Origin of the sequence: Perlucidibaca aquatica (assembly GCF_001676655.1) — a bacterium.
Classification (GTDB): domain Bacteria; phylum Pseudomonadota; class Gammaproteobacteria; order Pseudomonadales; family Moraxellaceae; genus Perlucidibaca; species Perlucidibaca aquatica.
The window spans coordinates 171,867-193,958 of record NZ_LZDB01000001.1; the positions used below are offsets into that span (position 1 = coordinate 171,867).

A 22,092-nucleotide genomic window follows, 5' to 3' on the forward strand; every position below is an offset into this window, starting at 1 on the left:
CTCCAGAGATGGCAGGTATTGTCCTTGCTACCGATACTTCGTGTAAAATCGATATTTAAATGACTAGCCATAAGAATTCTCTATGGATGTATCCCTGAAGCAACTGCGCCTTCTCGTCGCGCTAGCAGACAGCGGCAGCATCAGTGCTGCTGCGCGCTTACTTCATGTCACGCAGCCCACGGCATCCATGCAGCTAAAGGCGCTGTCGGAAGTGGTGGGATTACCGCTACATGAGGTCATCGGAAAGCGCGTGCACCTCACCGAAGCCGGTCAGGCACTGGTGGAAACTGCGCGAAACATGCAGCAGAGCTGGGAGGACTTTACGCAACAGGCAGATGCCTGGCGTGGACTGTCTCGAGGGCGACTCCGCGTGGCGGTGGTCAGTACGGCAAAATACTTTATGCCGAGATTAATCGGGCAGTTCTGCAGAACACATCCCGGCATAGATTTATCGTTGGAAATTTTGAACCGAGACGGCGTGGTGACACGTCTGCGTGAGAATCGCGACGACCTCTACATCATGTCTCAGCCCCCGATGGACATTCCGCTGGAAGACTCTGTTTTCTTGCCCAACCCCATTGAGGTCATCGCACCCGCTGACTTGCCCAGCGACCAACTTCCCAACGATTTAGCCGCGCTGTTGCAGCATCAACTGATCTTGCGCGAACCCGGCTCTGGCACCCGCATGGCCGTGGATCGCTGCCTAGCAAACGCCGGCTTGATTCCGCGAATACGGTTGGAGCTAGGGAGTAATGAAGCGATTAAGGAGTCCGTCGCGGGTGGCTTGGGCCTCGGCATTGTGTCTCGCCATGCCATTTCGCCCCTGACTCCCTCAGACAATGTAGTGGTGCTGTCGCTGCCCGGCTTTCCCTTACCGGCGGCATGGCATCTTGTGCATCCCGCCAGCAAACGCTTGTCACCCGTGGCGCAGGCTTTTAAAGATCACTTACTGCTGGCTGCACAACAGCTCAGCGAAAATGGATAACGCCACCTTCTTGCTCACTGATGACGCGAGTCAGCAGCGCCGCCAGCGTTTCTTGCGTGGTATTGCAAACCCACTGGCCGTCACGCCAGCCGCAGTGATAGCCTCCGGAGCGTGCCGCCACCCAGATTTCTTGCGTGGGACGTTGACGATTAATGATGACTTTGCTGCCATTCAATAACGTGACGGTTAGCATGCCGGAGCCTGCTTCTAGATCGATATCTTCATCGAAATTTTCGATGCGGGTTTCGATATCAAGCAGTGTTGCGTCCACAAGATCCAAGTACTCATTTTCGTTCATGTGAAGTGCAACTCCATTCACTTAGGTCGTAAGCTGGGCTATGCCCCTATTGCAGGATAGTTTGCCATGAAGAAGCACTTTTCCCGAGTATTAATACTCTCCCGTGTGGTCATTGTTAGCTTGCTCGCAAGCACCGTGTTGCTCACTGCCTGCGGGCAATCGGGCAATCTTGTCCAGCCAAAAAAGACCTTTGACTCGCCCTCCTGATCAGTTCAAGGCATCATACGCACCTGCTTAACAGGATAGATTTCATGTCGACTTTGAATTTGCGTCACGGCCAGTTGCACCTCGAAAATACCTCGCTGACTTCACTCGCTGAACGCTTCGGCACGCCACTTTATGTGTATTCGCGCGCCACACTCGAAGCGAATTATCTGGCCTTCGATCACGCCTTCGCCGACATTGATCACCAAGTCTGCTTTGCCGTAAAAGCCAACTCGAATTTGGCCGTGCTCAATGTTTTGGCGCGCCTAGGTGCGGGCTTTGACATTGTTTCTGCTGGCGAACTGGAGCGTGTGCTCGCCGCCGGCGGCGATCCGGCCAAGACTGTCTTTTCGGGACTGGGCAAAACAGCCGATGAAATGCGTCGCGCCTTAGCCGTTGGCATCGCCTGTTTTAATGTGGAGTCGGAGGCCGAACTGATTCGCTTAAATGCGGTCGCTGCTGAACTGGGGGTGATCGCGCCGGTGAGCTTGCGCGTCAATCCCGATGTGGATGCGCAAACACACCCGTACATTTCCACGGGCCTGAAAGAAAATAAGTTTGGCGTTGCCATTGAGCGTGCGCCTTGGGTCTATCGCCAAATTCAGTCACTAGCGAACCTAAAGGCCGTTGGCATTGACTGCCACATCGGCTCGCAGCTCACCAGTACAGCGCCATTCTCCGATGCGCTGGATCGTGTGCTGGCCATGATTGATCAGCTTGCAGCTGAAGGCACCACGCTCAGTCACATTGATATTGGCGGCGGCTTGGGCGTTTGCTATCGCGATGAAACACCGCCAACGCCCGCTGAATATGCGGCCGTTTTACTGCCGCGCCTGAAAGCACGCGGACTCAAGGTTTATATGGAGCCAGGCCGTGCTATTGCCGCCACCGCAGGCGTATTACTGACGCGCGTAGAGTTCCTCAAGCCGACAGAGCACAAGCATTTTGCCGTGATCGATGCCGCCATGAATGACCTGATTCGCCCCGCCCTTTACAGTGCGTGGATGGACATCGTGCCAGTCACCCCACGCGGTGAAGACACTGAAAGCCAGTGCTATGACATCGTTGGGCCCGTCTGCGAGACCGGTGATTTCCTCGGGAAAAATCGCGATCTGCGCCTAGCTGCTGGCGATTTACTCGCGGTGACGGGTGCCGGCGCCTATGGCTTTGTCATGAGCTCGAACTACAACACCCGTGGCCGAGCAGCCGAAATCATGGTCGATGGCGACCAAGCATGGCAGGTGCGTCGCCGTGAAACGGTCGCTGATCTGTTGGCTCTTGAATCGCTACTGCCCTGAACCCAGAATAGCCTTAACTTAGCTGGCTAATGCCAACGGGGCATTAGCAGCATCACCCGTTTTTCAGGAGACCGTTCATGCGTCTGGAATTCACCAAGATGCACGGCCTCGGCAACGATTTCTTGATGCTCGATTTGGTCACGCAACGCGTTCGCTTGGACGAAGCCTTGATCCGTCGCCTATCCGATCGTCACTTCGGCGTAGGCTTTGATCAACTGTTGGTCGTTGAGCCGCCCCATCAACCCGATGTCGATTTCCGCTATCGCATTTTCAATGCCGATGGCTCTGAAGTTTCCCAGTGCGGCAACGGAGCTCGCTGCTTTGCGCGCTTTGTTCGCGATCGTCGCCTCACCCGAAAAGATACGCTGCGGGTAGAAACTGCCAGCGGCATCATTACGCTGCAAATTGATAGCCAGGGTTGGGTTACGGTCGACATGGGCCCGCCCCGACTCGAGCCCAGCGCCATCCCCTTTGTGGCTGACAACGCTGCGCTGGACTACCGCATTGAAGTTGACGGTGAGCTCTACCAGATTGCCGCCGTCAGCATGGGCAACCCGCACGCCGTTTTGCGCGTAGACGATGTGGATAGTGCACCCGTAGCCACATTGGGCCCCCGTTTGGAGTCACACCCGCGCTTCCCTGAGCGCGTCAATGTCGGCTTTATGCAGGTGATTAATCGTCAGGAAATTAAACTGCGTGTGTATGAGCGCGGCACGGGCGAAACCTTAGCTTGCGGTACGGGCGCGTGCGCGGCTGCTGTTGCAGCCATGCGCTGGGGCTTGGTTGACCGTGACATTAAGGTTCACCTACCCGGCGGCCCACTGCGTATCCGCTGGAGCCATGACAACGCCAGCGTGCTCATGACTGGCCCTACTGCACGCGTTTTTGACGGCACGCTGCGGGTCAATGACGTGAATGATGACTAGTCCCGATCTCGTCACCCTCAGTGCGGAACACGTCGCGGCATGGCTGCGCAAACATCCGCACTTTTTCGACGACTACCCGGCACTGCTCACCCAGCTGCACCTCAGTCACGACACCAATGCCGCATCATTGATTGAGCGCCAAGTGGCGCAGTTGCGACGTCGTAATGAAGAGCTTGAGGAGCGTCTCAATCAGTTAATTGCCATCGCCAGTGACAACGATCGCTTGTTTGGCCAATTACGCGAAGTCATGCTGGGCGTGCTCGACGCCGAAAGCGCAGCACAGCTGGGCACTCGTCTATACAGTGCGCTGCGCGAGCCGTTTGGCTGCGAGCAACTGGCGCTCCTGTTATTCCGAGAAGAGTGTGAGTCTCCCTGGCGAAGCTGCGTGCAAACAGAGTTTGAGCAACGCCTGCCCGGGCTGCTGCGCCACCATCACGCACTGGCCGGCAAGTGGCGTCGTGACGAACTGCGCTATTTGTTTGGAGATGACGGCCTACAACTCAGTTCGGCTGCACTCATCCCCCTTTTAAAAGGTGATCAAGCCGTAGGCGTTATTGCCCTTGGTAGTACCGAAGCCAGCCACTTCCGTAGCAGCATGGACACGCTCTTCATTACCCACCTCGGCGATATCATCGCGCGCTTAATCGCCCGCCTCGATCGTGGCGCCACCCATAGCGCATGATAAATCGCGAGCGTCTGGAACAGTTCCTCAGCTACCTCGCCAGCCAACGACTCTGCTCACCGCATACGCTCACGGCTTATCGGCAAGACATCAGCCGCCTTGCTAGCTATTTAGAGGGTTGCGACGTGCCAACCTGGGCAGACTTTCAGCGCCCCCAGCTGGAGGGCTGGATAGCAGACAGTCGCGATGCCGGCTTGTCGATACGCAGCATTCAACGACAACTGTCTGCCGTGCGCCGTTTTTATGACTGGCTGGGACGCTTCGATGAAGCCGGCGCGCACCCCACTCATGGTTACCAACTCAAGCGCATACGCCAAGATTTGCCACAGGTGCTGGATGTCGACCTCATGCAGCAGTTACTCGATGCGCCGGCACCCAAGGCAGAAAAAGAAGCTCTCTTGTGGCGTCGCGACAAAGCCATTCTAGAATTGTTCTATTCCTCCGGACTGCGTTTGGCAGAGCTGGCTCAGCTGAAGCTGATGGATCTTGATTTAAGCGGCGGCCTCATTACTGTGCTCGGCAAAGGGCGCAAAACACGCGTTCTGCCGGTGGGCAAAATGGCACGCACAGCGATCACCGATTGGCTTAGCATTCGCCCGCAATTTGTTCGCGCGCCATCGGAGACTTGGCTTTTTCTAAACCAACGCGGCACGCGCTTAAGTGAGCGCAGCATTCAGATGCGCTTAGTGCATCAGGCAGAACGTATCGGACTTGATCGGCGACTCTATCCGCATTTGTTGCGACACTCATTTGCCTCGCATTTGCTGGAATCCAGCCATGATTTACGTGCGGTACAAGAGCTCCTTGGCCATAGCGATATTCGTGCTACGCAGATTTATACTCATCTCGATTTTCAACATTTAGCCACGGTCTATGACCAAGCACATCCCCGCGCAAAGCAGCGCAAGGACGAGACTTCATGAGCGCTATTTCACTACTCACACTCGATCTCGATAACACCCTTTGGGATGTCGAGAGCATCATCGTGAAAGCTGACGAAGACATGCATGTCTGGCTGGGGCAGCACTACCCTGCCTCACAAGCACTAGGGGTCAGCGGCTTCCAAGCCATCCGCCAACAAGTCATTGCAGAACGTCGCGATATTGCCCACGACTTTAGCGCCATGCGCCTGACGATGCTGGAGCAATTGTTGCTGGCAACAGGCTATGACCAAGAGCAGGCACGAGCGGGCGCGGCAAGCGCGTTTGACGTGTTTTATACCGGTCGCAATCGCGTGGTTTTATTTGATGGCGTGGCCGACACCCTGAGCGCGCTATCGCAACGCTTTCCTTTATTTGCCTTGAGCAATGGCAATGCCGACATTCATCGCGCGGGCATTGGCGCATGGTTTAAAGGGCATTTTTCGGCTGCGAAGGTAGGGCACGCCAAACCGCATCCCCGCATGTTCGAACAAGCACTGGCCGAGGCCGGTGTCAGTGCTCAACAAGCTGTCCATGTAGGCGATCATCCAGCCGAGGATATTGCTGCTGCTCAAGCGGTAGGGCTGCGCTCCGTATGGGTCAATTTCAGTCAGCAGGAATGGCCGCTCTCACGCCGCCCTGATGCAGAAATTCGCCACTTCAGTGAGCTTCCTGCAGCACTCGACTTACTCATTGCCGATCCCGAAACCAGCGCCAGCTGCTACCTAAAGCGCTTACTTCACAGGTGACGGTGACGCTCATCCAAGGGCGCCACGTGTAGCGTGATATCACAGGCCTTGAGCGTGGCCCGCATGGCATCTTCAATGTCATCGCAAAGGGCATGAGCCTCTGCAACAGACAGCGTTCCCGGCACCAAGAGGCTACCGTCGACAAAGCGACGATGGCCTGATTTACGGGTGCGTAACGGGCTGAGTTCTACCTCTGCTGGCATAAGCGGCAGTGCCGCCTGACGTAACGCTTGCAACTCCACATCGGGAAGTGCCTCATCCATCAGGCCGGCTAAGGAAGGCGCCAGCAACTTAATTCCCGTGATCACTAAGTGCAGGGCAACCAGCAGGGCAATAGCTGGATCTATCCACGTCTGAGTGGGCCATACCCAAAGCGCCATGAGCCCACCAATCACCGCCACCGACGTCCAGACATCCGACAGCAAATGCGCCGCGTCGGCTCGCAGGGTTAAACTGTCTTCCTCTTTAGCGACCGCAAAGAGCTTCCAAGCGGTCAGTCCATTAAGCACCGCTGCGACCGCCGCAATCACTAAGCCCCAACTCAGGGCATGGAGTGACTCTGGAGACCACAAGCGCTCCCAAGCCGCAAATGCGATGCCCGCAGCCGCGATCAGAATGAGCAAGCCTTCTGCCGCCGAGGAAAAGTACTCTGCTTTGTCATGCCCAAAAGGGTGGTCTTGGTCTGCGGGCTGAGCCGCGATGGTCAGCACCGTAAACGCCAATAAAGCCGCCCCCAGGTTCACGAAGGACTCAATGGCATCGGACAGCAAGCTCACAGAGCCGCTGATATGCCAAGACCAAAACTTCAACGCCATGGTCGCCAGCGCGGTGGCAACGGACAGCAGCGCCATGCGCTGCAGTCGCGAGAAGCGGCTTAGCACCCGATAAAACTCACAAAGATTCGGCGTCGGGATCGGGCGGCACTTCTTGAATACGTCCACCCGAGGCGAGGAAACGCTCCATCTCTTCCTCTAACTGACGACGTAGCGACTCCTTCGCCGAGGGGCTCAAAGTTTCAGCTTCAGCCACCTCACTGCGTGCCTTAGCAGCAACCTCCGGATCAACGTCTACCTCAACTTCAGGCTCTACGCTCTCAGCCTCTTCGGCATCATCCTCAGGGCCTTCATAGTCGTAATCGTTTTCTGCCATTTGCTCTCTCCACACCTGCATTAGCGCAATTAAATAAGCCTGCGGGCTACGCATCCATTGTCGACAGCTTAGCCCAGTTTGAACAGCCTAGTATTTTGCTTTAAGACTATGTTAGCCCAGTCCACAAACAAAAAAAGAGGCTCTTACGAGCCCCTTTTTTATGTGTTTGCGTTACCTCAGCGATTAGCTGTTGTAAGCGCGCTCACCGTGCTCAGCCAGATCAAGGCCTTCACGTTCAGCATCTTCCGATACACGGATGCCCATCACCATATCCAACGCTTTCAGGATGATGAAGGTCACCACGGCGGACCACACCACAGCCACAAGGACACCCGTCAGCTGGCTGGTCATCTGCGCCATCAAATCGTAAGCCGCTGTGCCTGCCGGATCCGTCGAGTAATCAACGACACCGGCGCCACCCAGAGCTGGGTTAACAAACACACCTGTCAGCAGAGCACCAACGATACCGCCCACGCCGTGAATACCGAAGGCATCCAAGGAGTCGTCATAGCCCAGTTTGGATTTCAGCCACATGACGGCGAACAAGCAAACGGCAGCCGACGAGGCACCAATGACCAGCGCACCACCCAGACCCACGAAGCCACAGGCTGGCGTAATACCCACCAAGCCAGCGATAGCACCCGAGATCGAACCGAGCAGCGAAGCTTTGCCTTTGATCGCCCACTCAATGGCGGTCCACGTTAAGGCAGCAACAGCGGTGGCGAACAAGGTGTTAGCGAATGCCAGCACAGCATAGTCGTTGGCTTCGAGGTTGGAGCCGGCGTTGAAACCGAACCAGCCCACCCACAGCATGGCGGCGCCAATGAGCGTCATCGTCAGGCTGTGAGGCGCCATGGAGACTTTGCCGTAGCCGTTACGCTTACCAACCATGATGGCAGCAACAAGAGCGGCAACACCGGCATTGATGTGAACCACAGTGCCACCGGCGAAGTCGATTGCGCCTTTACCAAACAGATAACCTGTTGGTGCATCGAAAGCGCTAGGACCACCCCAGTACCAAACCATGTGAGCCATAGGCAGGTAAGCGAAAGTGAACCACAGGGCGGTGAAAATCATGACCGCACTGAATTTCATACGCTCGGCAACACCACCCACGATCAGCGCACAGGTGATGGCGGCGAAAGTGAGCTGGAACATCGCGAACAGCAGCTCGGGAATCACAACGCCCTTGCTGAAGGTTTCAACCACGGCACCCACACCAACACCGCTCATGAAGACTTTCGAGAAGCCACCAATGAAGGGATCAAGTGCCGCATTCGGGTTGCTGGTAAAGGCTAAGGAGTAGCCATACAACACCCAAAGCACCGAAACCATTGCGAAGATGCTAAACACCTGCATCAATACCGACAGCATGTTCTTGCTACGCACCAAGCCGCCGTAGAACAGCGCTAAGCCTGGCAGCGACATAAAGATGACCAGTACCGTGGCAACTAACATCCACGTCGTGTCGCCTTTATCAGGAACAGGGGCGGCAACAGGTGCTGCCTCTGCGACAGCTACAGCCTCTGCAACTGGCGCAGCGACTTGCTCAACCGCCACTGCCTCCGTAACCGTTTCGGCAACAACGGCTGCCGGAGCAGCTTCTTCTGCAAATACTGGGGCGACGCCCAGCATAGAGGTGCTCAAGGCGAGCGCCATTAATAATTTCTTCACGGTCATACTCCCGTTTCAGCGAATTGAGATGACTTAAATAGCATCCACGCCGGATTCACCGGTGCGAATACGAATAGCCTGTTCCAGCGCCGTCACAAAAATTTTGCCATCACCGATCTTGCCGGTATTAGCTGCTTTAGTAATGGCTTCGATCACTTGATCGAGTTGCTCATCACTAATGGCAATATCGATTTTTACCTTGGGCAGAAAATCAACGACATATTCTGCACCGCGATATAATTCGGTATGTCCTTTTTGACGGCCAAAACCCTTTACTTCGGTTACGGTGATGCCCTGCACCCCGATATCCGACAGCGCCTCTCTTACATCATCAAGCTTGAATGGCTTGATAACGGCAGTTACCAGTTTCATTTGGGTACTCCTGGGGTGGGGTGAGCCGCCCCGAAAGGCGGCTCAGTTTTTATTTAAAACAGTTAGTTAGAAGGACTTGGAAACCGTGAAGACGGCGCGGCCATCAGCCAAATCAGCATACGTGGCTTCAGCGATTGAATCGGCTCCAATATAGGCTGCTTCAACAGTTAAACCTGCCACTGTGGTATTTAAGCCAAGCTTGTAATCGAAGTAGGCATCGCTATTTCCGCCGAGGAAATTATTGGTACCGTCATTATCAAACTTGTTCCAACCCACGTGAGTAGTCAGGTTAACTTTATCATTCAGGGCTACGCCATAATCTGCATACACATACAGGAACTTACCAGTTTCGCCGAAATAATCATCGGAAACAGCAACACCCACTTTAGCGCCCGCTACAGCTGCAGAAGCATAAACTTCGTTATAGCTGTAACGTGTATCATTGGTTTTGTTGTCTGCACCAGGATAGTTGTAGCGCATAACACCTACATCGTAGGTAACTTCGCCAGATTTAAATGCATAGCCCAGCAGGGTATCAACTTCCAAGCCGGCTTGTTCTGGCTCTGTTGTTGCTTCTTCTGCAATGCTCGAAGCCCATGCGGTGAAATAAACACCCGAGTCATGGTTCAAGGTCACGCTACCCTGAACTGCCATTCCTTCATCGGATTGAGAGATACCACGGAATAAGTAATCGCTAGTCAGCGCAACAGAGCCAGCACTTGTAACAGCGGCCTGAGCAACACCGGCAGCCATCAACGAGGCAACAACAACAGCGTAGGACAGTTTGGACAGCTTCATGGTTACCGCTCCAGTTTCTTATTGGGGTTATTGCCGCGATCATCGCCGCGGACTACATCAAGGTATTAGCAGATGTCGTGCCAACTTCTTGAAAGCCTCTCGATACACGGTGCTTTTCTCCGACTAGCGGAGACTTTTTTATTGTGTAAGGGCGGCGCAAAGCGACCGAGACAGCCTGCCCACCCCCCAAAATTTTTAACTGAACCATCTCCCCTCAAGCCTTAAGCGCACACATACAAAGCATTCGCCCCATTTCAGGGCAACCGCATCTCCGATGGCACTGAAAAATTGCATGCGCACCTTTGTGGGGCATCAAGCCCTAGAGCAGCCCAACTTAATAGCGACTGCACAGCCCGATGGCTCTCAGGTATCATCATTTAACTAATCAGGAGTGCAGCATGGCTATAGAGCAGTTGATTAACCGTCTGGGGCAGCAATTCAGTGACCGTTTGCCCAGCTCCTTAAGCAGTGCGCGTCATGAGCTTGAAGATCATCTGAAAGTCATCCTGCGCGATGCACTTTCTCGCATGGACCTGTTAACGCGAGATGAATTCGACATTCAACAAACCTTGCTGGCTAAAACGCGCGCCAAGGTTGATCAACTCGAGCAGCAGCTGCGCACGCTGGAGGCACAGTTAAATAGCGCTGCATCACACTGACCCTTACGCCATAAAAAAACCGGAGACTCAGCTCCGGTTTTTTATGGTGGGAATGCCCTTACTTCTTCTTGCCTTTTGCCTTGACTGCTGGCTTTTCAATGCCCAGCAACTCAATCTTAAATTTCAGCAATGCGTTTGGTGGGATAGGACCAGCGCCTGCCTCGCCATAGCCCAACTTCGACGGCACAAAAAGCTCAGCCGTGGTACCCATAGGGAATAGCTGTAAGGCCTCGGTCCAACCAGGGATCACTTGGTCCAACTGAAATGTCGCTGGCTCGCCACGGTTGTATGAGCTGTCGAAAACAGTACCGTCTAAGAAGCTACCTTCGTAGTGCACTTTAATCGTGTCTTTAGCTTTAGGTTTGGCGCCAGTGCCTGTCTTCAGCAGGCGATACTGCAAGCCAGACGCTGTGCTGACGACGCCGTCAGCCTTGCTGTTTTGCTCCAGAAAAGCAGCGCCGGCATCCGCATTCTCTTTGCCCAGCTTTTCCATGTCTGCTTGCAGGGCCGCTAAGCGCTGCTCTTTATAGCGACTGATGGCCGCCGTGCGCTCTTGTGGCGTCAATAGACTTTCTTTCTTAGCGAATGCGTCACGGAAACCACGCATAAACGTTTCAATGTCGAGATCTGGGATTTGCTCACCGCTGCCCTGACCATTCAGATAGCCAATGCTGTAGGCAAATTGCTCTCGGTCAACCACCGGTTTCTTACCATTATTCGGCGCTAGGGTTGGTGCGGCAGCAGCAGAGGCCGTTGGCTCCGCTGCCCATGTATTCACGCTGGTGAAAAGCAGTGTGCCAGTAACGGCTAAGGTGAAAGCAAGGCGACGCATGTTCAACTCCAAACGATTAGATAAACCTATATCTGAGCATACGGTTAACTTATCTACGAATACCACCCCGCATTTCGCTACAGACCGACAAAATGCGTTAAATCTATTGCGCTTGTTCTCGCTTTTTTAAAAGTCATCAGATAACTTCACTCATGCATAAACCAAGAGAGGAAATCTCCATGCCCGCTGCAAAAAAGAAAGCCTCGCCGGTCAAGGCCAAAGCTGCTCAAGCAGCGAGTGCTGTTGAGACCCAAGTGGATAAAATGAGAGCCGATGTTGAGAAGCAAGCCGCCAAGGTTCGCGATCAAATCCAAAAAGTTGTTGAGCGCGCTCAGCATGAAGCTGAGCAATATGTCGAGGCTGCACGTAAGCTCGTCGACAAAGCAGAATCCAGCTACAAAGATGTTCAAACCAAGCTGCAACAACAACTTACCAAAGTAAAAGCCTCTGGCGATAAAGAACTGGTCAAGCTCATCAATGACCGTACCAAGCAAGCCCAGACGGAAGCTAAAGCTGCCGTTTCGGCCGCCAAGAAAGACTATGAGCAAGCACGCAAGGCCATCACTTTGCTTCAACAAAAAAGTGAACTTAAAGCCTACGTGCAAGCCAAGCTAAAAGGCGAAGCGCTTGCAGCCAAAAAGGCCGCCGCTCCAAAAGCACCCGCTAAACCAGCTGTTAAGCCCGCTGCAAAACCTGCGCCCGCTAAGCCTGCTGCTGCTAAGCCCGCCGCAAAACCAGCCGCTGCCAAGCCAGCTGCGGCTAAACCAGTCGCTGCTAAGCCTGCTGCTAAGCCTGCTGCCGTCAAGCCTGCGGCTGCCAAGCCAGCTGCCAAACCCGCCGCAGCGAAACCAGCAGTCGCCAAGCCAGCGCCTGCTAAGCCTGCAGCCGTTCCTGCTGCTAAGCCAGCTGCTAAACCAACCGCTAAGCCAACCGCTAAACCTACAGCCAAGCCAACCGCTAAACCGGTGGCGAAGCCCGTGGCTAAGCCGGCTGCTGCGAAACCAGCCGCTGCAGCTGCAGCACCCGCTGCTACTGCGCCCGCAAAGGATGCACCATCGGCCACTTAAGTCCGGTAAACTCTGCATCAGTCAACGGGCCTTCGGGCCCGTTGTTTTTTCTGCGACTGAAGACCTGATTGCTGCGAGCTCACCATGATTTTTGCCGAGAACCTAAGCCTGCTTCGTAGCGGCCGCCCCCTCTTTGAAAAAGCCAGTTTCACCTTGCACCCAGGCTGGAAAGTCGGGCTTACGGGCAATAATGGTTGCGGCAAGAGCTCGCTCTTTGCACTTTTGCGACGCGAACTGCAAGCCGACGCAGGCACCCTAACGCGACCGGCAGGTTGGGTGGTTGCGCATATGGCGCAGGAAGTCGAGGCACTGGATCAACCGGCCATTGAATATGTTCTCGACGGTGACGCCGAGTGGCGCGAACTCGATTTACGCCTGAATGATCTTGACGGTATTGATGGCACCGAAATGGGCAATCTCTTTGCTCGCTACGAAAGCATAGACGGCTACACCGCCCGTTCGCGGGCTGCGCAACTGTTGGCCGGTTTAGGTTTTGCAGAGGGCGATCAACAACGACCCGTTGCTGAGTTTTCCGGCGGCTGGCGCATGCGTATCAATCTGGCGCAAACACTGATGTGCCGATCCGATCTACTACTGCTCGATGAGCCCACCAACCATCTCGACCTGGATGCCATTATTTGGCTAGAAGATTGGCTACGCGCATACCCGGGCACGCTACTCGTGGTGTCGCATGACCGTGATTTTTTAGATGCAGTGATTGAGCACACCCTACACATCGAACACGGCGTACTCACGCATTATCGCGGCAATTACTCCACGTTCGAACGCACCCGCGCGGAACGCCTAGCACAGCAACAGCAGGCTTTCGAAAAGCAGCAGCAACAAGTGGCTCATCTCACTTCCTTTGTGGAGCGCTTTCGCGCCAAAGCCACAAAAGCGCGCCAAGCACAGAGTCGTTTAAAAGCCTTGGAGCGCATGACACTCACGGCGCCGTCACAAGTGGACTCGGGATTAGATATTCGCTTTAGGTCGCCGGAGCGATTAGCCAGCCCACTCATGCGCCTCGATGAAGCGAATATTGGCTACGACAAAACCCCGTGGTTAACCGGTGTTGATGTGGGCCTATACCCCGGCGCCCGCATTGGCCTACTCGGGCCCAATGGCGCAGGCAAGTCGACTCTAGTGAAAGCGATGGTGGGGGAGCTCCCGCTGCTGAATGGGACTCGACTCATCAGTGAGCACACGCGCATTGGTTATTTCGCCCAGCACCAGGTTGACCATCTCGACGTAAAGGCAACGCCCTTACTGATGTTGCAGCGCATTAGCCCGAAAACAGATGAGCTGAGCTTACGTAATTTTCTGGGCGGCTTCGGCTTTGGTGGAGAACGTGTCACCTCGATCATCGCGCCATTTTCAGGCGGCGAGAAAGCACGACTCGCCCTCGCGCTGATTATTTGGCAACGGCCTAACGTCTTGCTACTCGATGAGCCCACCAACCATTTGGACCTCTCTTTGCGACATGCCCTGCTCGTCGCCGTCCAAGCCTTTGAAGGCGCCGTGGTATTGGTTTCGCATGATCGCAACATGGTGTCGGTGATTTGCGATGAGCTCTGGCTAGTCTGCAATGGTCGCGTCGAGCGTTTCGATGGCGACCTAGACGATTACACACAGTGGCTGAGAAAGTGGCGAGCAGAAACTGCACGCGCGGCCGTAACGGCTGCTGCCCAGGCCACGGCCAAAGCGCAACCTAAAGCAGCTGCTACTGAGCCCAAAACTGACACTAGCGCATCGTCGAAAAAAGTCGTGCGCTCTGCGGATATTCGTTCGCTTCAGCAGCAACTGGTAAAACTCGAGGCTGCAATGGCTGAACATCAAGTGACGCTCGAGGCCTGCGCGAAAGCCCTTAGTGCATCGACAATTTATGAAACCGCGAATGCCGCGCAGCTCAAGCAGACCCTAGCCAAGCAGTCGGAGACCCAAACTGCACTCGCCAACGCAGAGTCTGACTGGCTCAGTAAAAACGATGAGCTGGAAGCGCTAACGCAGTAAGGCTTAAAAGTGGAATACCGCATTGCCGGTCGCAATGAGCACATCTTGCTCATTGCGCAATTCCATTTGCGTTGCACAGATCTTGCTGCCCACGCGCACCACTCGGCCTATCGCTGTGAACTGCTCGCCGCGCCCCGGACGCAGGTAGTCAATCCGCATATCGATCGTGCCCAACTGCCCCATACGACGCATTTTTTCTTCACGCGGCTCGCCTTTCAAGCGCGCATACGCCGCTGTCATCGCAGCAACGCCACCCACATTGTCGAGCAAGGTCGCAATCACTCCGCCGTGCAGGATTTGCTTAAAGACATTGCCCACTAAACAGGGCTGCATAGCAATTTCAGCACGCACTTCCGTTTCCGTGACCGAGACAATACGAGCGCCAATATGCTGATTAAACGGCGTGAGATTAAAGCCGTTCATTAATTGCATTTGCAGCGCTTGCAGGCGCTCCTGCTTGGCTTGAAGTGCTGCAACATCGGTGACGTCTTGAGTCATGACTGATGAGTCCCTAAAAATATGGCCGACTCTATCATGCGTAAGGCGAGCTGCCATCGTGTCTAGAAGAGAGCATTACGCTAAGCTTGAGTCACTGACTGACCACGCTGAGAAATGACATGCCCCACGCTATGCCCTTACGCGCCCCTTACCCCGCCACTCGCCTGCGCCGCTTACGTGCTAATGCGTGGGCCCGGCGCTTGGTGCGCGAGCATAGTCTGAGCGCCAACGATTTGATCTACCCGGTCTTTGTGCTGGAAGGCGAGAATCGGTGCGAGCCTGTGGCCTCCATGCCTGGCGTTGAACGCTTATCCATTGACCGCCTCGTAAGCGCCTGTGCCGAATGGGTCGCACTGGGCATTCCTGCACTGGCCTTGTTTCCCGTCACACCACCAGAAGCTAAGTCACTATTGGCGGAGGAGGCATGGAACCCTCAGGGTTTGGCGCAACGAGCCACCCGTGCATTGAAAGCGGCATACCCTGATCTGGGCATCATTACCGATGTAGCCCTAGACCCCTTCACCGTACATGGGCAAGACGGCATTCTCGATGAAGCCGGCTATGTGCTTAACGATGTCACGGTTGCAGCACTGGTGAAACAGGCGGTATCGCAGGCAGATGCCGGCGCCGATATTGTGGCACCCTCTGACATGATGGACGGCCGCATTGGGGCGATTCGTGAGGCCCTAGAAGCTGCCGGACACGTCAACGTCAGTATCCTGTCTTATGCCGCCAAGTATGCCTCCAGTTACTACGGCCCCTTCCGCGATGCCGTCGGCTCCGCGGGGAATTTAAAAGGTGGCAATAAATTCAGCTACCAAATGGACCCTGCCAACGGAGATGAAGCGCTGCACGAGGTCGCTATGGATATCGCCGAAGGTGCTGATATGGTCATGGTGAAGCCTGGCATGCCCTACCTCGATATCGTGAAGGCGGTGAAGGATCAATTTGCAGTGCCTACTTTTGCCTATCAAGTCAGTGGCGAATACGCGATGCATGTGGCGGCGTTTCAACAAGGCTGGCTAAATCGCGAAGCCGTGATTTTAGAGTCCTTGCTGGCCTTCAAGCGGGCAGGAGCCGATGGCATTCTGACCTACTTTGCGCCCGAGGCCGCGCGCCTGTTGCGTGAAAGAGAAATTACCGGCAGTCGCTAAGACAGTGCAATACGCCTGTCATTAAACTGAGATCTAATGTCATGAAAGCTAAACGGATGCGTTACATGACGGCCTCGTTGGACACCATTGATTTGCAAAACCCTGCACTGTATTTGAATCGCGAACTCAGCATTCTCGACTTCAATTTACGCGTACTTGAGCAGGCAACTGATGCGCGCCACCCGCTCATAGAGCGACTGATTTTCCTGCTCATTTTCTCGCGTAATTTGGATGAGTTTTTTGAAATTCGCGTGGCTGGGCTGCTGCAATTAGTTTCTTTTGGACGCAGTGCGCCCGGCCCGGACGGCCTAATGCCACACGATGTGCTAAAGCAAATCTCACAGATTTGTCATGCAGCGGTGGATCGGCAGTACCGGATTTTGAATGAAGAGCTGCTACCTGCACTGGCCGCTGAAAATATCCGCTTTTTACGGCGCGAAGAATGGAACGACAAACAATCCGTTTGGGTACGGAAGTACTTTAAGGAGCAAGTTCTGCCGGTGCTCACGCCCATTGGCCTTGATCCTGCTCACCCGTTTCCGCGACTCGTGAACAAGTCGCTGAACTTTATTGTCTCGCTGGATGGCAAAGATGCCTTCGGTCGGCAGATGTCGCTCGCCGTCGTTCCTGCACCGCGCTCCCTACCTCGCGTCATTCGTCTTCCGGATGAGATCAGTGACGGCGGTGATCAGCACGTGATGTTGTCTTCCATTATTCACGAACATGTCTCCGAGCTATTTCCCGGCATGACCGCGAACGGATGCTACCAATTTCGCGTTACCCGAAATGCCGACATGAACGTGGACGAAGACGCCGAAGACTTGGCTTTGGCGCTGAAAGGCGAATTACTGTCTCGCCGTTATGGCGCGGCGGTGCGTTTAGAGGTGGCCGACAATTGCCCACGCAGCATCATCGATTATTTATTAAAGCAATTTGGTCTCCCGGATGAGGCGTTGTACCAATGTAATGGCCCGGTGAATTTGGCGCGCATGCTGTCTAATTTTGATCGCCCCAACTTAAAATTCCCGCCATTCCGCCCGCGCATCCCGAGCGTTTTGCAAAAGGCCGACAACATTTTTGAGGCCATGCAACAGCAAGATATTTTGCTTATGCACCCCTTTGAGTCGTTTGCCCCTGTTATTGATTTCCTGCGTCAAGCCGCGCGCGACCCGAATGTATTGGCGATCAAGCAAACACTGTATCGCTCCGGGCCCGACTCAGAAATCGTCAATGTGCTGGCCGAGGCGGCGCGTAACGGAAAAGAAGTTACCGCGGTCATCGAGCTGCGCGCTCGGTTCGATGAAGAATCCAACATTGAAGTAGCGAATAAGCTGCAACAAGCCGGCGCCATCGTGGTGTATGGCATTGTCGGCTATAAAACCCACGCAAAAATGATTCTGGTCGTGCGGCGCGAAGGCCGAAAGCTAATGCGCTACGTGCACTTAGGCACGGGCAACTATCATGCTGGTAATGCGCGCCTATACACTGACTATGGCCTGCTCACCGCCAATCCGGAAATGGCCGAAGATGTGCACAAACTCTTCCAAGAGCTCACCGGCATGGGGCGCGTATTACGCCTGAAGCAATTGCTGCACGCGCCGTTCACACTGCACCCGCAACTGCTGCATATGATTGAGCAAGAAGCGCAAAACGCAGCCTCCGGCATTCCTGGTCGCATCATTGTGAAAATCAATTCGCTGACCGAGAAGCATATTATGCAGGCCCTGATTAAGGCCTCGCAGGCGGGGGTTCGCATTGATTTAATTGTGCGCTCTGTGTGTTGCCTGCGCCCGGGCATCCCCGGCATTTCAGAAAACATCACCGTACGCTCTATTGTTGGGCGCTTTCTTGAACACACGCGTGTGTTTTATTTTGAGAACGGCGGCGACCCCAAAGTCTTTTGCTCGAGTGCGGACTGGATGGATCGCAACCTGTTTCAACGCGTAGAGACTTGCTTTCCCATTCTCGACCCGATATTGAGGGACCGGGTCATCGAGGAAGGCCTTAACACGTATTTGTTGGACAACACGCAAGCTTGGTTGTTACAGCCGAGTGGTGAGTGGTTGCGTGCCGATGCGGGTGAGGAGCCTCCCCATATTGCCCAGCAAGTGCTGCTGAAAAAACTGACCTAACGCTAGACGCTCAGGCAGCGCTGGATCATGCCTTAGGCATAATCCAGCGCCAGCCCGATGGCCTCAAAATAGCCTTTCTCCTCATTAAGGTCCGCTTGCGTCAGCGGGTGGCTCGCCAACCAACCCCGCGGAAAGCGCACCTCAAAAGTCTGTCCATCGGTATGCAATTTAATCGCAGGCAAAGGCTCACGGCTGCGGCTGTGGTGCAGCAGCACCGCTAATCGCAACAGCAAGCACAGTCGGAATAGCGGCAGGCCACCAATACTCAATAGCGCGGTGTAATGTTCAGGGCGAAGGCGACGGCGATGGCAGGCCACGAGCTGCGCCATTGACTCTTGTTCAGGCCGCGAAAACCCCGCCATATCGGAGTGCTGGAGCAGGTAAGCACCGTGCTTGTGATAGCCCGAGTGGGAAATCGCCTTACCAATTTCATGCAAACGGGCGGCGCGAATTAACACGGCAGCATCTTCTTCACGCAAACACAGAGCACCTTCGGTTTGCTGGAAGAGTTGCCACGCAGTATCCGAGACACGCTCACCGAGTGCGGGGTCTACGCTATACCGTGCCTGCAAGGAACTCACCGTGTTATCGCGAATATCGCCTTGCTGAAAGCGGCCCAACAAATCATGTAGCACGCCTTCGCGTAAGGCACCGTCGGAGTAATCCAAGGTGTCGAGATGAAAGGCTTCAAAAATCGCAGAAACAATCGCGAAGCCCGCCGGCATGATGAGGCGGCGATCTTCTTTTAGACCGGGCAAATCGATATCCCGCACATCGCGAGCTTCCAGGATTCGCTCTCGCAATTTAGCCATGCTGTCGGAGGTGATGCGGCCATCGGTAGAAGCCCAGCCCAACTGCTGCACCACGGTTCGAACGGCTTTGATGGTGCCTGAAGAACCGACAGCACTGTCCCAACCTAGGTCCTCATAGGCCGACTGAATGCCCGCAATCTCTTGTTTAGCAGCCGTAATAGCGCGATCCAGTGCTTTCGCACTCAGTGCGCCATCAGGGAAAAAGCGCTGCGTAAAACTGACACAGCCCATGTGCAGGGACTCGGTCAGTATCGGCTCCACACCCGTACCGATAATGAACTCGGTCGAGCCACCGCCAATATCCACGACTAACCGCTTGCCTTCACTGGCCAGCGTTTGCGACACGCCGACATAAATCAGACGCGCCTCTTCACGACCCGCAATAATTTCAATCGGGTGATTCAAAATAAGTTCAGCTTTGCGAACAAACTCGCGGGCATTTTTAGCCACCCGCAACGCGTTGGTGGCCACGATGCGTAGCCGCTTCGGCTCAACACCATGCAACTGCTGTGCAAAGCGGGACAAACACGCCAGTCCACGTTCCTGAGCGGCCTCATCGAGGTTGCCATCTGCATCCAAACCAGCGGCAAGTTGCACTTTTTCAGACAAGCTTTCGGTTACGCGAATGACCCCATGATCTAAGCGCGCAATCGCCAAATGAAAACTGTTTGAACCTAAATCGACAGCGGCCATTAGGCCATCATCTAAGCGCAGCGGTCTGGTCATGCGCAGCGCGCTCCTTTGCATTGACTCGATAAGTTTTAATACTAGCTGGAGTTTACCCAGCGTTGATTGCATCTGTCTTGCATGCTTTTGCAATAGACGGTGCTATTATCAACAACCACTTGACCCCACATGCGGAGTGCCGCGATGAGCAGCGAACTGATCGTCAACACCAATGACGCCAATTTTGAAGCCGATGTTTTGCAGTCTGATGTCCCCGTTTTGGTGGACTACTGGGCCCCTTGGTGTGGCCCGTGCAAAATGATCGCACCGGTTTTGGATGAAATTGCAGGCGAATATGCCGGCCGTATCAAGATCGTTAAGGTCAATGTTGACGACAACGGCGCAACAGCCGCCAAGTTCGGTGTTCGTGGCATTCCAACGCTGACCCTCTTCAAAGGCGGCGCGATTGCAGCAACGAAAGTCGGCGCGTTGTCCAAGTCCCAGTTGACAGCGTTCATCGACTCCACTATATAAGTCATGTCGGTGACGCTCATTCGGGCGTCACCGTTCTCAACACGCCATCTTCGTTGCATCCGTTCTCTTCGATCTCTGCGCCCTGTAACCCGTTAGCACCTACCAACGCCAGTGGTCCCTTGCCGAACGACTTAGCCTTTCAGGCTCAGCTTAGATGTGCTTAATCCTTTTATTTCTAATTGAAACCACGGTATGAACCTCACCGAACTAAAGAAAATGCCGATTGGCGAACTTATCAAGATCGCCGAAACGATGGGCCTGGAAAGCATGGCCCGCAACCGCAAACAAGACATCATTTTTGCCATTCTTAAAACTCACGCTAAAAACGGCGAAGAGATTTATGGTGATGGCGTTCTGGAAATCTTGTCTGACGGCTTCGGCTTTCTGCGTTCCTCTGAAGGTTCCTACCTGGCCGGCCCGGATGACATTTATGTCAGCCCATCGCAAATTCGTCGCTTCAATTTGCGTACTGGCGACACCATCACCGGCACGATTCGCCCGCCCAAGGAAACTGAGCGTTACTTTGCCCTGCTTAAGGTCAACCAGATCAACCTGGACTCGCCAGAAAGCGCCCGTAACAAGATCCTGTTTGAAAACCTGACGCCATTGTTCCCGACCGTGCGCATGTTCATGGAGCTGGGTAACGGCTCCACAGAAGATGTCACGGCACGCACCATCGATCTGATTGCGCCGTTCGGCAAGGGTCAGCGCTCGCTTATCGTGGCACCGCCGAAAGCCGGTAAAACCATGCTCTTGCAGACGCTGGCACAGTCCATCGCACGCAACAATCCGGACTCTTACCTGATCGTGCTGCTGATCGATGAGCGCCCAGAAGAAGTTACCGAAATGCAGCGCACGGTGCGTGGCGAAGTGGTGGCCTCGACCTTCGACGAACCGCCTGCGCGTCACGTTCAGGTTGCCGAAATGGTGTTGGAAAAAGCCAAGCGCTTGGTCGAGCACAAAAAAGATGTGGTCATCTTGCTCGACTCCATCACGCGTTTAGCGCGCGCCTACAACACGGTGATTCCAAGCTCCGGCAAAGTGCTCACCGGCGGTGTTGATGCTCATGCTCTGGAACGTCCAAAGCGTTTCTTCGGTGCAGCACGTAACATCGAAGAGGGCGGCTCGCTGACCATCATCGCCACGGCGCTGATCGAAACCGGCTCGAAGATGGACGAAGTGATCTTTGAAGAGTTCAAGGGCACGGGTAACCACGAGGTCAACCTGGATCGTCGCATCGCTGAAAAGCGCGTCTTCCCGGCGATCAACATCAAGAAGTCTGGCACGCGTCGCGAAGAACGCTTGATGGGTGACGATGAATTGAAGAAGGTCTGGATTCTGCGCAAGCTGCTGCATTCCATGGACGAAATTGCGGCCATTGAATTCCTGCTCGATAAGCTCAAGGACGCCAAGACCAACGAAGAATTCTTCGACATGATGAAGCGCAAATAAGCGCTCCATCCGCATGAGGTACTGGGCTGGCGTTCTGATCGCCAGCCCAGTACCATGCGCCCCGCAACACCCTCGCAACACGGCATCAAGCCACCACAATGCGCCAGTAGCTCAGCTGGATAGAGTACTGCCCTCCGAAGGCAGGGGTCGTGGGTTCGAATCCCGCCTGGCGCACCATCCAAATTGTGTTACACATACTTAACCGTTCATTCACACAAAAA

The 22,092-nt window shown here is 54.6% G+C and carries 23 protein-coding genes and 1 tRNA gene; 15 read left to right on the forward strand and 9 right to left on the reverse strand.

Annotated elements, in window-relative coordinates:
* Window positions 1-82 precede the first annotated feature (82 nt).
* The gene (locus A8710_RS00865; RefSeq protein ID WP_068857554.1) at window positions 83-985 is read left to right on the forward strand and encodes a LysR family transcriptional regulator; all 903 of its coding nucleotides are present in this window, start codon (window positions 83-85) and stop codon (window positions 983-985) included.
* On the opposite strand, the gene cyaY is transcribed toward A8710_RS00865, so the two are convergent.
* On the reverse strand, window positions 969-1,283 hold the full coding sequence (gene cyaY / locus A8710_RS00870) for an iron donor protein CyaY (protein ID WP_068857555.1): 315 nt from the start codon (window positions 1,281-1,283) through the stop codon (window positions 969-971). The two genes, A8710_RS00865 and cyaY, sit on opposite strands and share 17 nt — an antisense overlap.
* A 66-nt stretch (window positions 1,284-1,349) precedes the next feature.
* Here cyaY and lptM point away from each other — a divergent pair, with 66 nt between their 5' ends.
* The 6 genes from lptM (at window position 1,350) to A8710_RS00895 (ending at window position 6,062) form a co-directional block, all read left to right on the forward strand.
* Complete coding sequence (gene lptM, locus A8710_RS12550) at window positions 1,350-1,490, forward strand: LPS translocon maturation chaperone LptM (protein WP_227512974.1); 141 nt, start codon at window positions 1,350-1,352, stop codon at window positions 1,488-1,490.
* A gap of 44 nt (window positions 1,491-1,534) precedes the next feature.
* Window positions 1,535-2,785, forward strand: a complete 1,251-nt coding sequence (lysA, locus tag A8710_RS00875; protein ID WP_068857556.1) for a diaminopimelate decarboxylase — start codon at window positions 1,535-1,537, stop codon at window positions 2,783-2,785.
* A 77-nt stretch (window positions 2,786-2,862) separates the two neighbouring features.
* The gene (gene dapF, locus A8710_RS00880; protein ID WP_068857557.1) at window positions 2,863-3,711 is read left to right on the forward strand and encodes a diaminopimelate epimerase; all 849 of its coding nucleotides are present in this window, start codon (window positions 2,863-2,865) and stop codon (window positions 3,709-3,711) included.
* Complete coding sequence (locus A8710_RS00885) at window positions 3,704-4,393, forward strand: DUF484 family protein (protein WP_157686227.1); 690 nt, start codon at window positions 3,704-3,706, stop codon at window positions 4,391-4,393. The genes dapF and A8710_RS00885 overlap by 8 nt, the downstream gene beginning before the upstream one ends.
* The gene (locus tag A8710_RS00890) at window positions 4,390-5,316 is read left to right on the forward strand and encodes a tyrosine recombinase XerC (protein WP_068857559.1); all 927 of its coding nucleotides are present in this window, start codon (window positions 4,390-4,392) and stop codon (window positions 5,314-5,316) included. The genes A8710_RS00885 and A8710_RS00890 overlap by 4 nt, the downstream gene beginning before the upstream one ends.
* A complete protein-coding gene (locus tag A8710_RS00895) occupies window positions 5,313-6,062 on the forward strand; it encodes an HAD family hydrolase (RefSeq protein ID WP_068857560.1) in 750 nt (249 codons plus the stop codon). The genes A8710_RS00890 and A8710_RS00895 overlap by 4 nt, the downstream gene beginning before the upstream one ends.
* Here the strand turns inward: A8710_RS00895 and A8710_RS00900 are convergent.
* The 5 genes from A8710_RS00900 to A8710_RS00920 form a co-directional block, all read right to left on the reverse strand.
* Window positions 6,053-6,913, reverse strand: coding sequence for a cation diffusion facilitator family transporter (locus A8710_RS00900; RefSeq protein ID WP_082968626.1), 861 nt, complete (start codon window positions 6,911-6,913; stop codon window positions 6,053-6,055). The genes A8710_RS00895 and A8710_RS00900 overlap by 10 nt on opposite strands.
* A gap of 40 nt (window positions 6,914-6,953) precedes the next feature.
* Window positions 6,954-7,211 (reverse strand): hypothetical protein, encoded by a 258-nt coding sequence (locus A8710_RS00905; protein ID WP_068857561.1) that lies wholly within the window; start codon window positions 7,209-7,211, stop codon window positions 6,954-6,956.
* 183 nt (window positions 7,212-7,394) lie between these two features.
* Window positions 7,395-8,669: an ammonium transporter gene (locus A8710_RS00910; RefSeq protein WP_406609584.1), complete on the reverse strand. Its 1,275-nt coding sequence runs from the start codon at window positions 8,667-8,669 to the stop codon at window positions 7,395-7,397.
* Window positions 8,670-8,918: 249 nt separating this feature from the next.
* Window positions 8,919-9,257: a P-II family nitrogen regulator gene (gene glnK / locus A8710_RS00915; protein WP_068857562.1), complete on the reverse strand. Its 339-nt coding sequence runs from the start codon at window positions 9,255-9,257 to the stop codon at window positions 8,919-8,921.
* 66 nt (window positions 9,258-9,323) lie between these two features.
* The gene (locus A8710_RS00920) at window positions 9,324-10,055 is read right to left on the reverse strand and encodes a TorF family putative porin (RefSeq protein ID WP_068857563.1); all 732 of its coding nucleotides are present in this window, start codon (window positions 10,053-10,055) and stop codon (window positions 9,324-9,326) included.
* 398 nt (window positions 10,056-10,453) lie between these two features.
* On the opposite strand from A8710_RS00920, the gene A8710_RS00925 reads away from it, so the two are divergent.
* A complete protein-coding gene (locus A8710_RS00925) occupies window positions 10,454-10,714 on the forward strand; it encodes an accessory factor UbiK family protein (RefSeq protein ID WP_068857564.1) in 261 nt (86 codons plus the stop codon).
* Between the two features lie 58 nt (window positions 10,715-10,772).
* Here the strand turns inward: A8710_RS00925 and A8710_RS00930 are convergent, their stop codons facing one another.
* Window positions 10,773-11,546: an FKBP-type peptidyl-prolyl cis-trans isomerase gene (locus tag A8710_RS00930; protein WP_082968572.1), complete on the reverse strand. Its 774-nt coding sequence runs from the start codon at window positions 11,544-11,546 to the stop codon at window positions 10,773-10,775.
* 179 nt (window positions 11,547-11,725) lie between these two features.
* Here A8710_RS00930 and A8710_RS12150 point away from each other — a divergent pair, with 179 nt between their 5' ends.
* Both A8710_RS12150 and A8710_RS00940 read left to right on the forward strand, forming a co-directional pair.
* Entirely contained in the window at window positions 11,726-12,613 is an 888-nt protein-coding gene (locus tag A8710_RS12150; protein WP_068857565.1) for a PT domain-containing protein, read from the forward strand.
* An 84-nt stretch (window positions 12,614-12,697) separates the two neighbouring features.
* A complete protein-coding gene (locus A8710_RS00940; RefSeq protein ID WP_068857566.1) occupies window positions 12,698-14,623 on the forward strand; it encodes an ATP-binding cassette domain-containing protein in 1,926 nt (641 codons plus the stop codon).
* Window positions 14,624-14,626: 3 nt separating this feature from the next.
* On the opposite strand, the gene A8710_RS00945 is transcribed toward A8710_RS00940, so the two are convergent.
* A complete protein-coding gene (locus A8710_RS00945; RefSeq protein ID WP_068857567.1) occupies window positions 14,627-15,121 on the reverse strand; it encodes a thioesterase family protein in 495 nt (164 codons plus the stop codon).
* Between the two features lie 131 nt (window positions 15,122-15,252).
* Here A8710_RS00945 and hemB point away from each other — a divergent pair, with 131 nt between their 5' ends.
* Both hemB and ppk1 read left to right on the forward strand, forming a co-directional pair.
* Complete coding sequence (gene hemB, locus A8710_RS00950; RefSeq protein ID WP_198341609.1) at window positions 15,253-16,275, forward strand: porphobilinogen synthase; 1,023 nt, start codon at window positions 15,253-15,255, stop codon at window positions 16,273-16,275.
* A 41-nt stretch (window positions 16,276-16,316) separates the two neighbouring features.
* Entirely contained in the window at window positions 16,317-18,407 is a 2,091-nt protein-coding gene (ppk1, locus tag A8710_RS00955) for a polyphosphate kinase 1 (RefSeq protein ID WP_406609576.1), read from the forward strand.
* A 32-nt stretch (window positions 18,408-18,439) separates the two neighbouring features.
* On the opposite strand, the gene ppx is transcribed toward ppk1, so the two are convergent.
* Complete coding sequence (gene ppx / locus A8710_RS00960) at window positions 18,440-19,945, reverse strand: exopolyphosphatase (protein WP_068857569.1); 1,506 nt, start codon at window positions 19,943-19,945, stop codon at window positions 18,440-18,442.
* 144 nt (window positions 19,946-20,089) lie between these two features.
* Between ppx and trxA the strand changes: the two genes are divergently transcribed.
* From trxA to A8710_RS00975, 3 genes are all read left to right on the forward strand, one after another.
* On the forward strand, window positions 20,090-20,419 hold the full coding sequence (gene trxA / locus A8710_RS00965; protein WP_068857570.1) for a thioredoxin TrxA: 330 nt from the start codon (window positions 20,090-20,092) through the stop codon (window positions 20,417-20,419).
* A gap of 192 nt (window positions 20,420-20,611) precedes the next feature.
* Window positions 20,612-21,871: a transcription termination factor Rho gene (rho, locus tag A8710_RS00970; RefSeq protein WP_068857571.1), complete on the forward strand. Its 1,260-nt coding sequence runs from the start codon at window positions 20,612-20,614 to the stop codon at window positions 21,869-21,871.
* Between the two features lie 100 nt (window positions 21,872-21,971).
* A tRNA-Arg gene (locus tag A8710_RS00975) sits at window positions 21,972-22,048 on the forward strand.
* Window positions 22,049-22,092: the final 44 nt, after the last annotated feature.

What these genes read in the sequence shown, in the direction of transcription:
- A8710_RS00865 (WP_068857554.1), top strand. Translation starts at nt 83, where the DNA reads ATGGATGTATCCCTGAAGCAACTGCGCCTTCTCGTCGCGCTAGCAGAC.
- cyaY (WP_068857555.1), bottom strand. Translation starts at nt 1,283, where the DNA reads ATGAACGAAAATGAGTACTTGGATCTTGTGGACGCAACACTGCTTGAT.
- lptM (WP_227512974.1), top strand. Translation starts at nt 1,350, where the DNA reads ATGAAGAAGCACTTTTCCCGAGTATTAATACTCTCCCGTGTGGTCATT.
- lysA (WP_068857556.1), top strand. Translation starts at nt 1,535, where the DNA reads ATGTCGACTTTGAATTTGCGTCACGGCCAGTTGCACCTCGAAAATACC.
- dapF (WP_068857557.1), top strand. Translation starts at nt 2,863, where the DNA reads ATGCGTCTGGAATTCACCAAGATGCACGGCCTCGGCAACGATTTCTTG.
- A8710_RS00885 (WP_157686227.1), top strand. Translation starts at nt 3,704, where the DNA reads ATGACTAGTCCCGATCTCGTCACCCTCAGTGCGGAACACGTCGCGGCA.
- A8710_RS00890 (WP_068857559.1), top strand. Translation starts at nt 4,390, where the DNA reads ATGATAAATCGCGAGCGTCTGGAACAGTTCCTCAGCTACCTCGCCAGC.
- A8710_RS00895 (WP_068857560.1), top strand. Translation starts at nt 5,313, where the DNA reads ATGAGCGCTATTTCACTACTCACACTCGATCTCGATAACACCCTTTGG.
- A8710_RS00900 (WP_082968626.1), bottom strand. Translation starts at nt 6,913, where the DNA reads ATGGCGCTGCTGTCCGTTGCCACCGCGCTGGCGACCATGGCGTTGAAG.
- A8710_RS00905 (WP_068857561.1), bottom strand. Translation starts at nt 7,211, where the DNA reads ATGGCAGAAAACGATTACGACTATGAAGGCCCTGAGGATGATGCCGAA.
- A8710_RS00910 (WP_406609584.1), bottom strand. Translation starts at nt 8,669, where the DNA reads ATGTTAGTTGCCACGGTACTGGTCATCTTTATGTCGCTGCCAGGCTTA.
- glnK (WP_068857562.1), bottom strand. Translation starts at nt 9,257, where the DNA reads ATGAAACTGGTAACTGCCGTTATCAAGCCATTCAAGCTTGATGATGTA.
- A8710_RS00920 (WP_068857563.1), bottom strand. Translation starts at nt 10,055, where the DNA reads ATGAAGCTGTCCAAACTGTCCTACGCTGTTGTTGTTGCCTCGTTGATG.
- A8710_RS00925 (WP_068857564.1), top strand. Translation starts at nt 10,454, where the DNA reads ATGGCTATAGAGCAGTTGATTAACCGTCTGGGGCAGCAATTCAGTGAC.
- A8710_RS00930 (WP_082968572.1), bottom strand. Translation starts at nt 11,546, where the DNA reads ATGCGTCGCCTTGCTTTCACCTTAGCCGTTACTGGCACACTGCTTTTC.
- A8710_RS12150 (WP_068857565.1), top strand. Translation starts at nt 11,726, where the DNA reads ATGCCCGCTGCAAAAAAGAAAGCCTCGCCGGTCAAGGCCAAAGCTGCT.
- A8710_RS00940 (WP_068857566.1), top strand. Translation starts at nt 12,698, where the DNA reads ATGATTTTTGCCGAGAACCTAAGCCTGCTTCGTAGCGGCCGCCCCCTC.
- A8710_RS00945 (WP_068857567.1), bottom strand. Translation starts at nt 15,121, where the DNA reads ATGACTCAAGACGTCACCGATGTTGCAGCACTTCAAGCCAAGCAGGAG.
- hemB (WP_198341609.1), top strand. Translation starts at nt 15,253, where the DNA reads ATGCCCTTACGCGCCCCTTACCCCGCCACTCGCCTGCGCCGCTTACGT.
- ppk1 (WP_406609576.1), top strand. Translation starts at nt 16,317, where the DNA reads ATGAAAGCTAAACGGATGCGTTACATGACGGCCTCGTTGGACACCATT.
- ppx (WP_068857569.1), bottom strand. Translation starts at nt 19,945, where the DNA reads ATGACCAGACCGCTGCGCTTAGATGATGGCCTAATGGCCGCTGTCGAT.
- trxA (WP_068857570.1), top strand. Translation starts at nt 20,090, where the DNA reads ATGAGCAGCGAACTGATCGTCAACACCAATGACGCCAATTTTGAAGCC.
- rho (WP_068857571.1), top strand. Translation starts at nt 20,612, where the DNA reads ATGAACCTCACCGAACTAAAGAAAATGCCGATTGGCGAACTTATCAAG.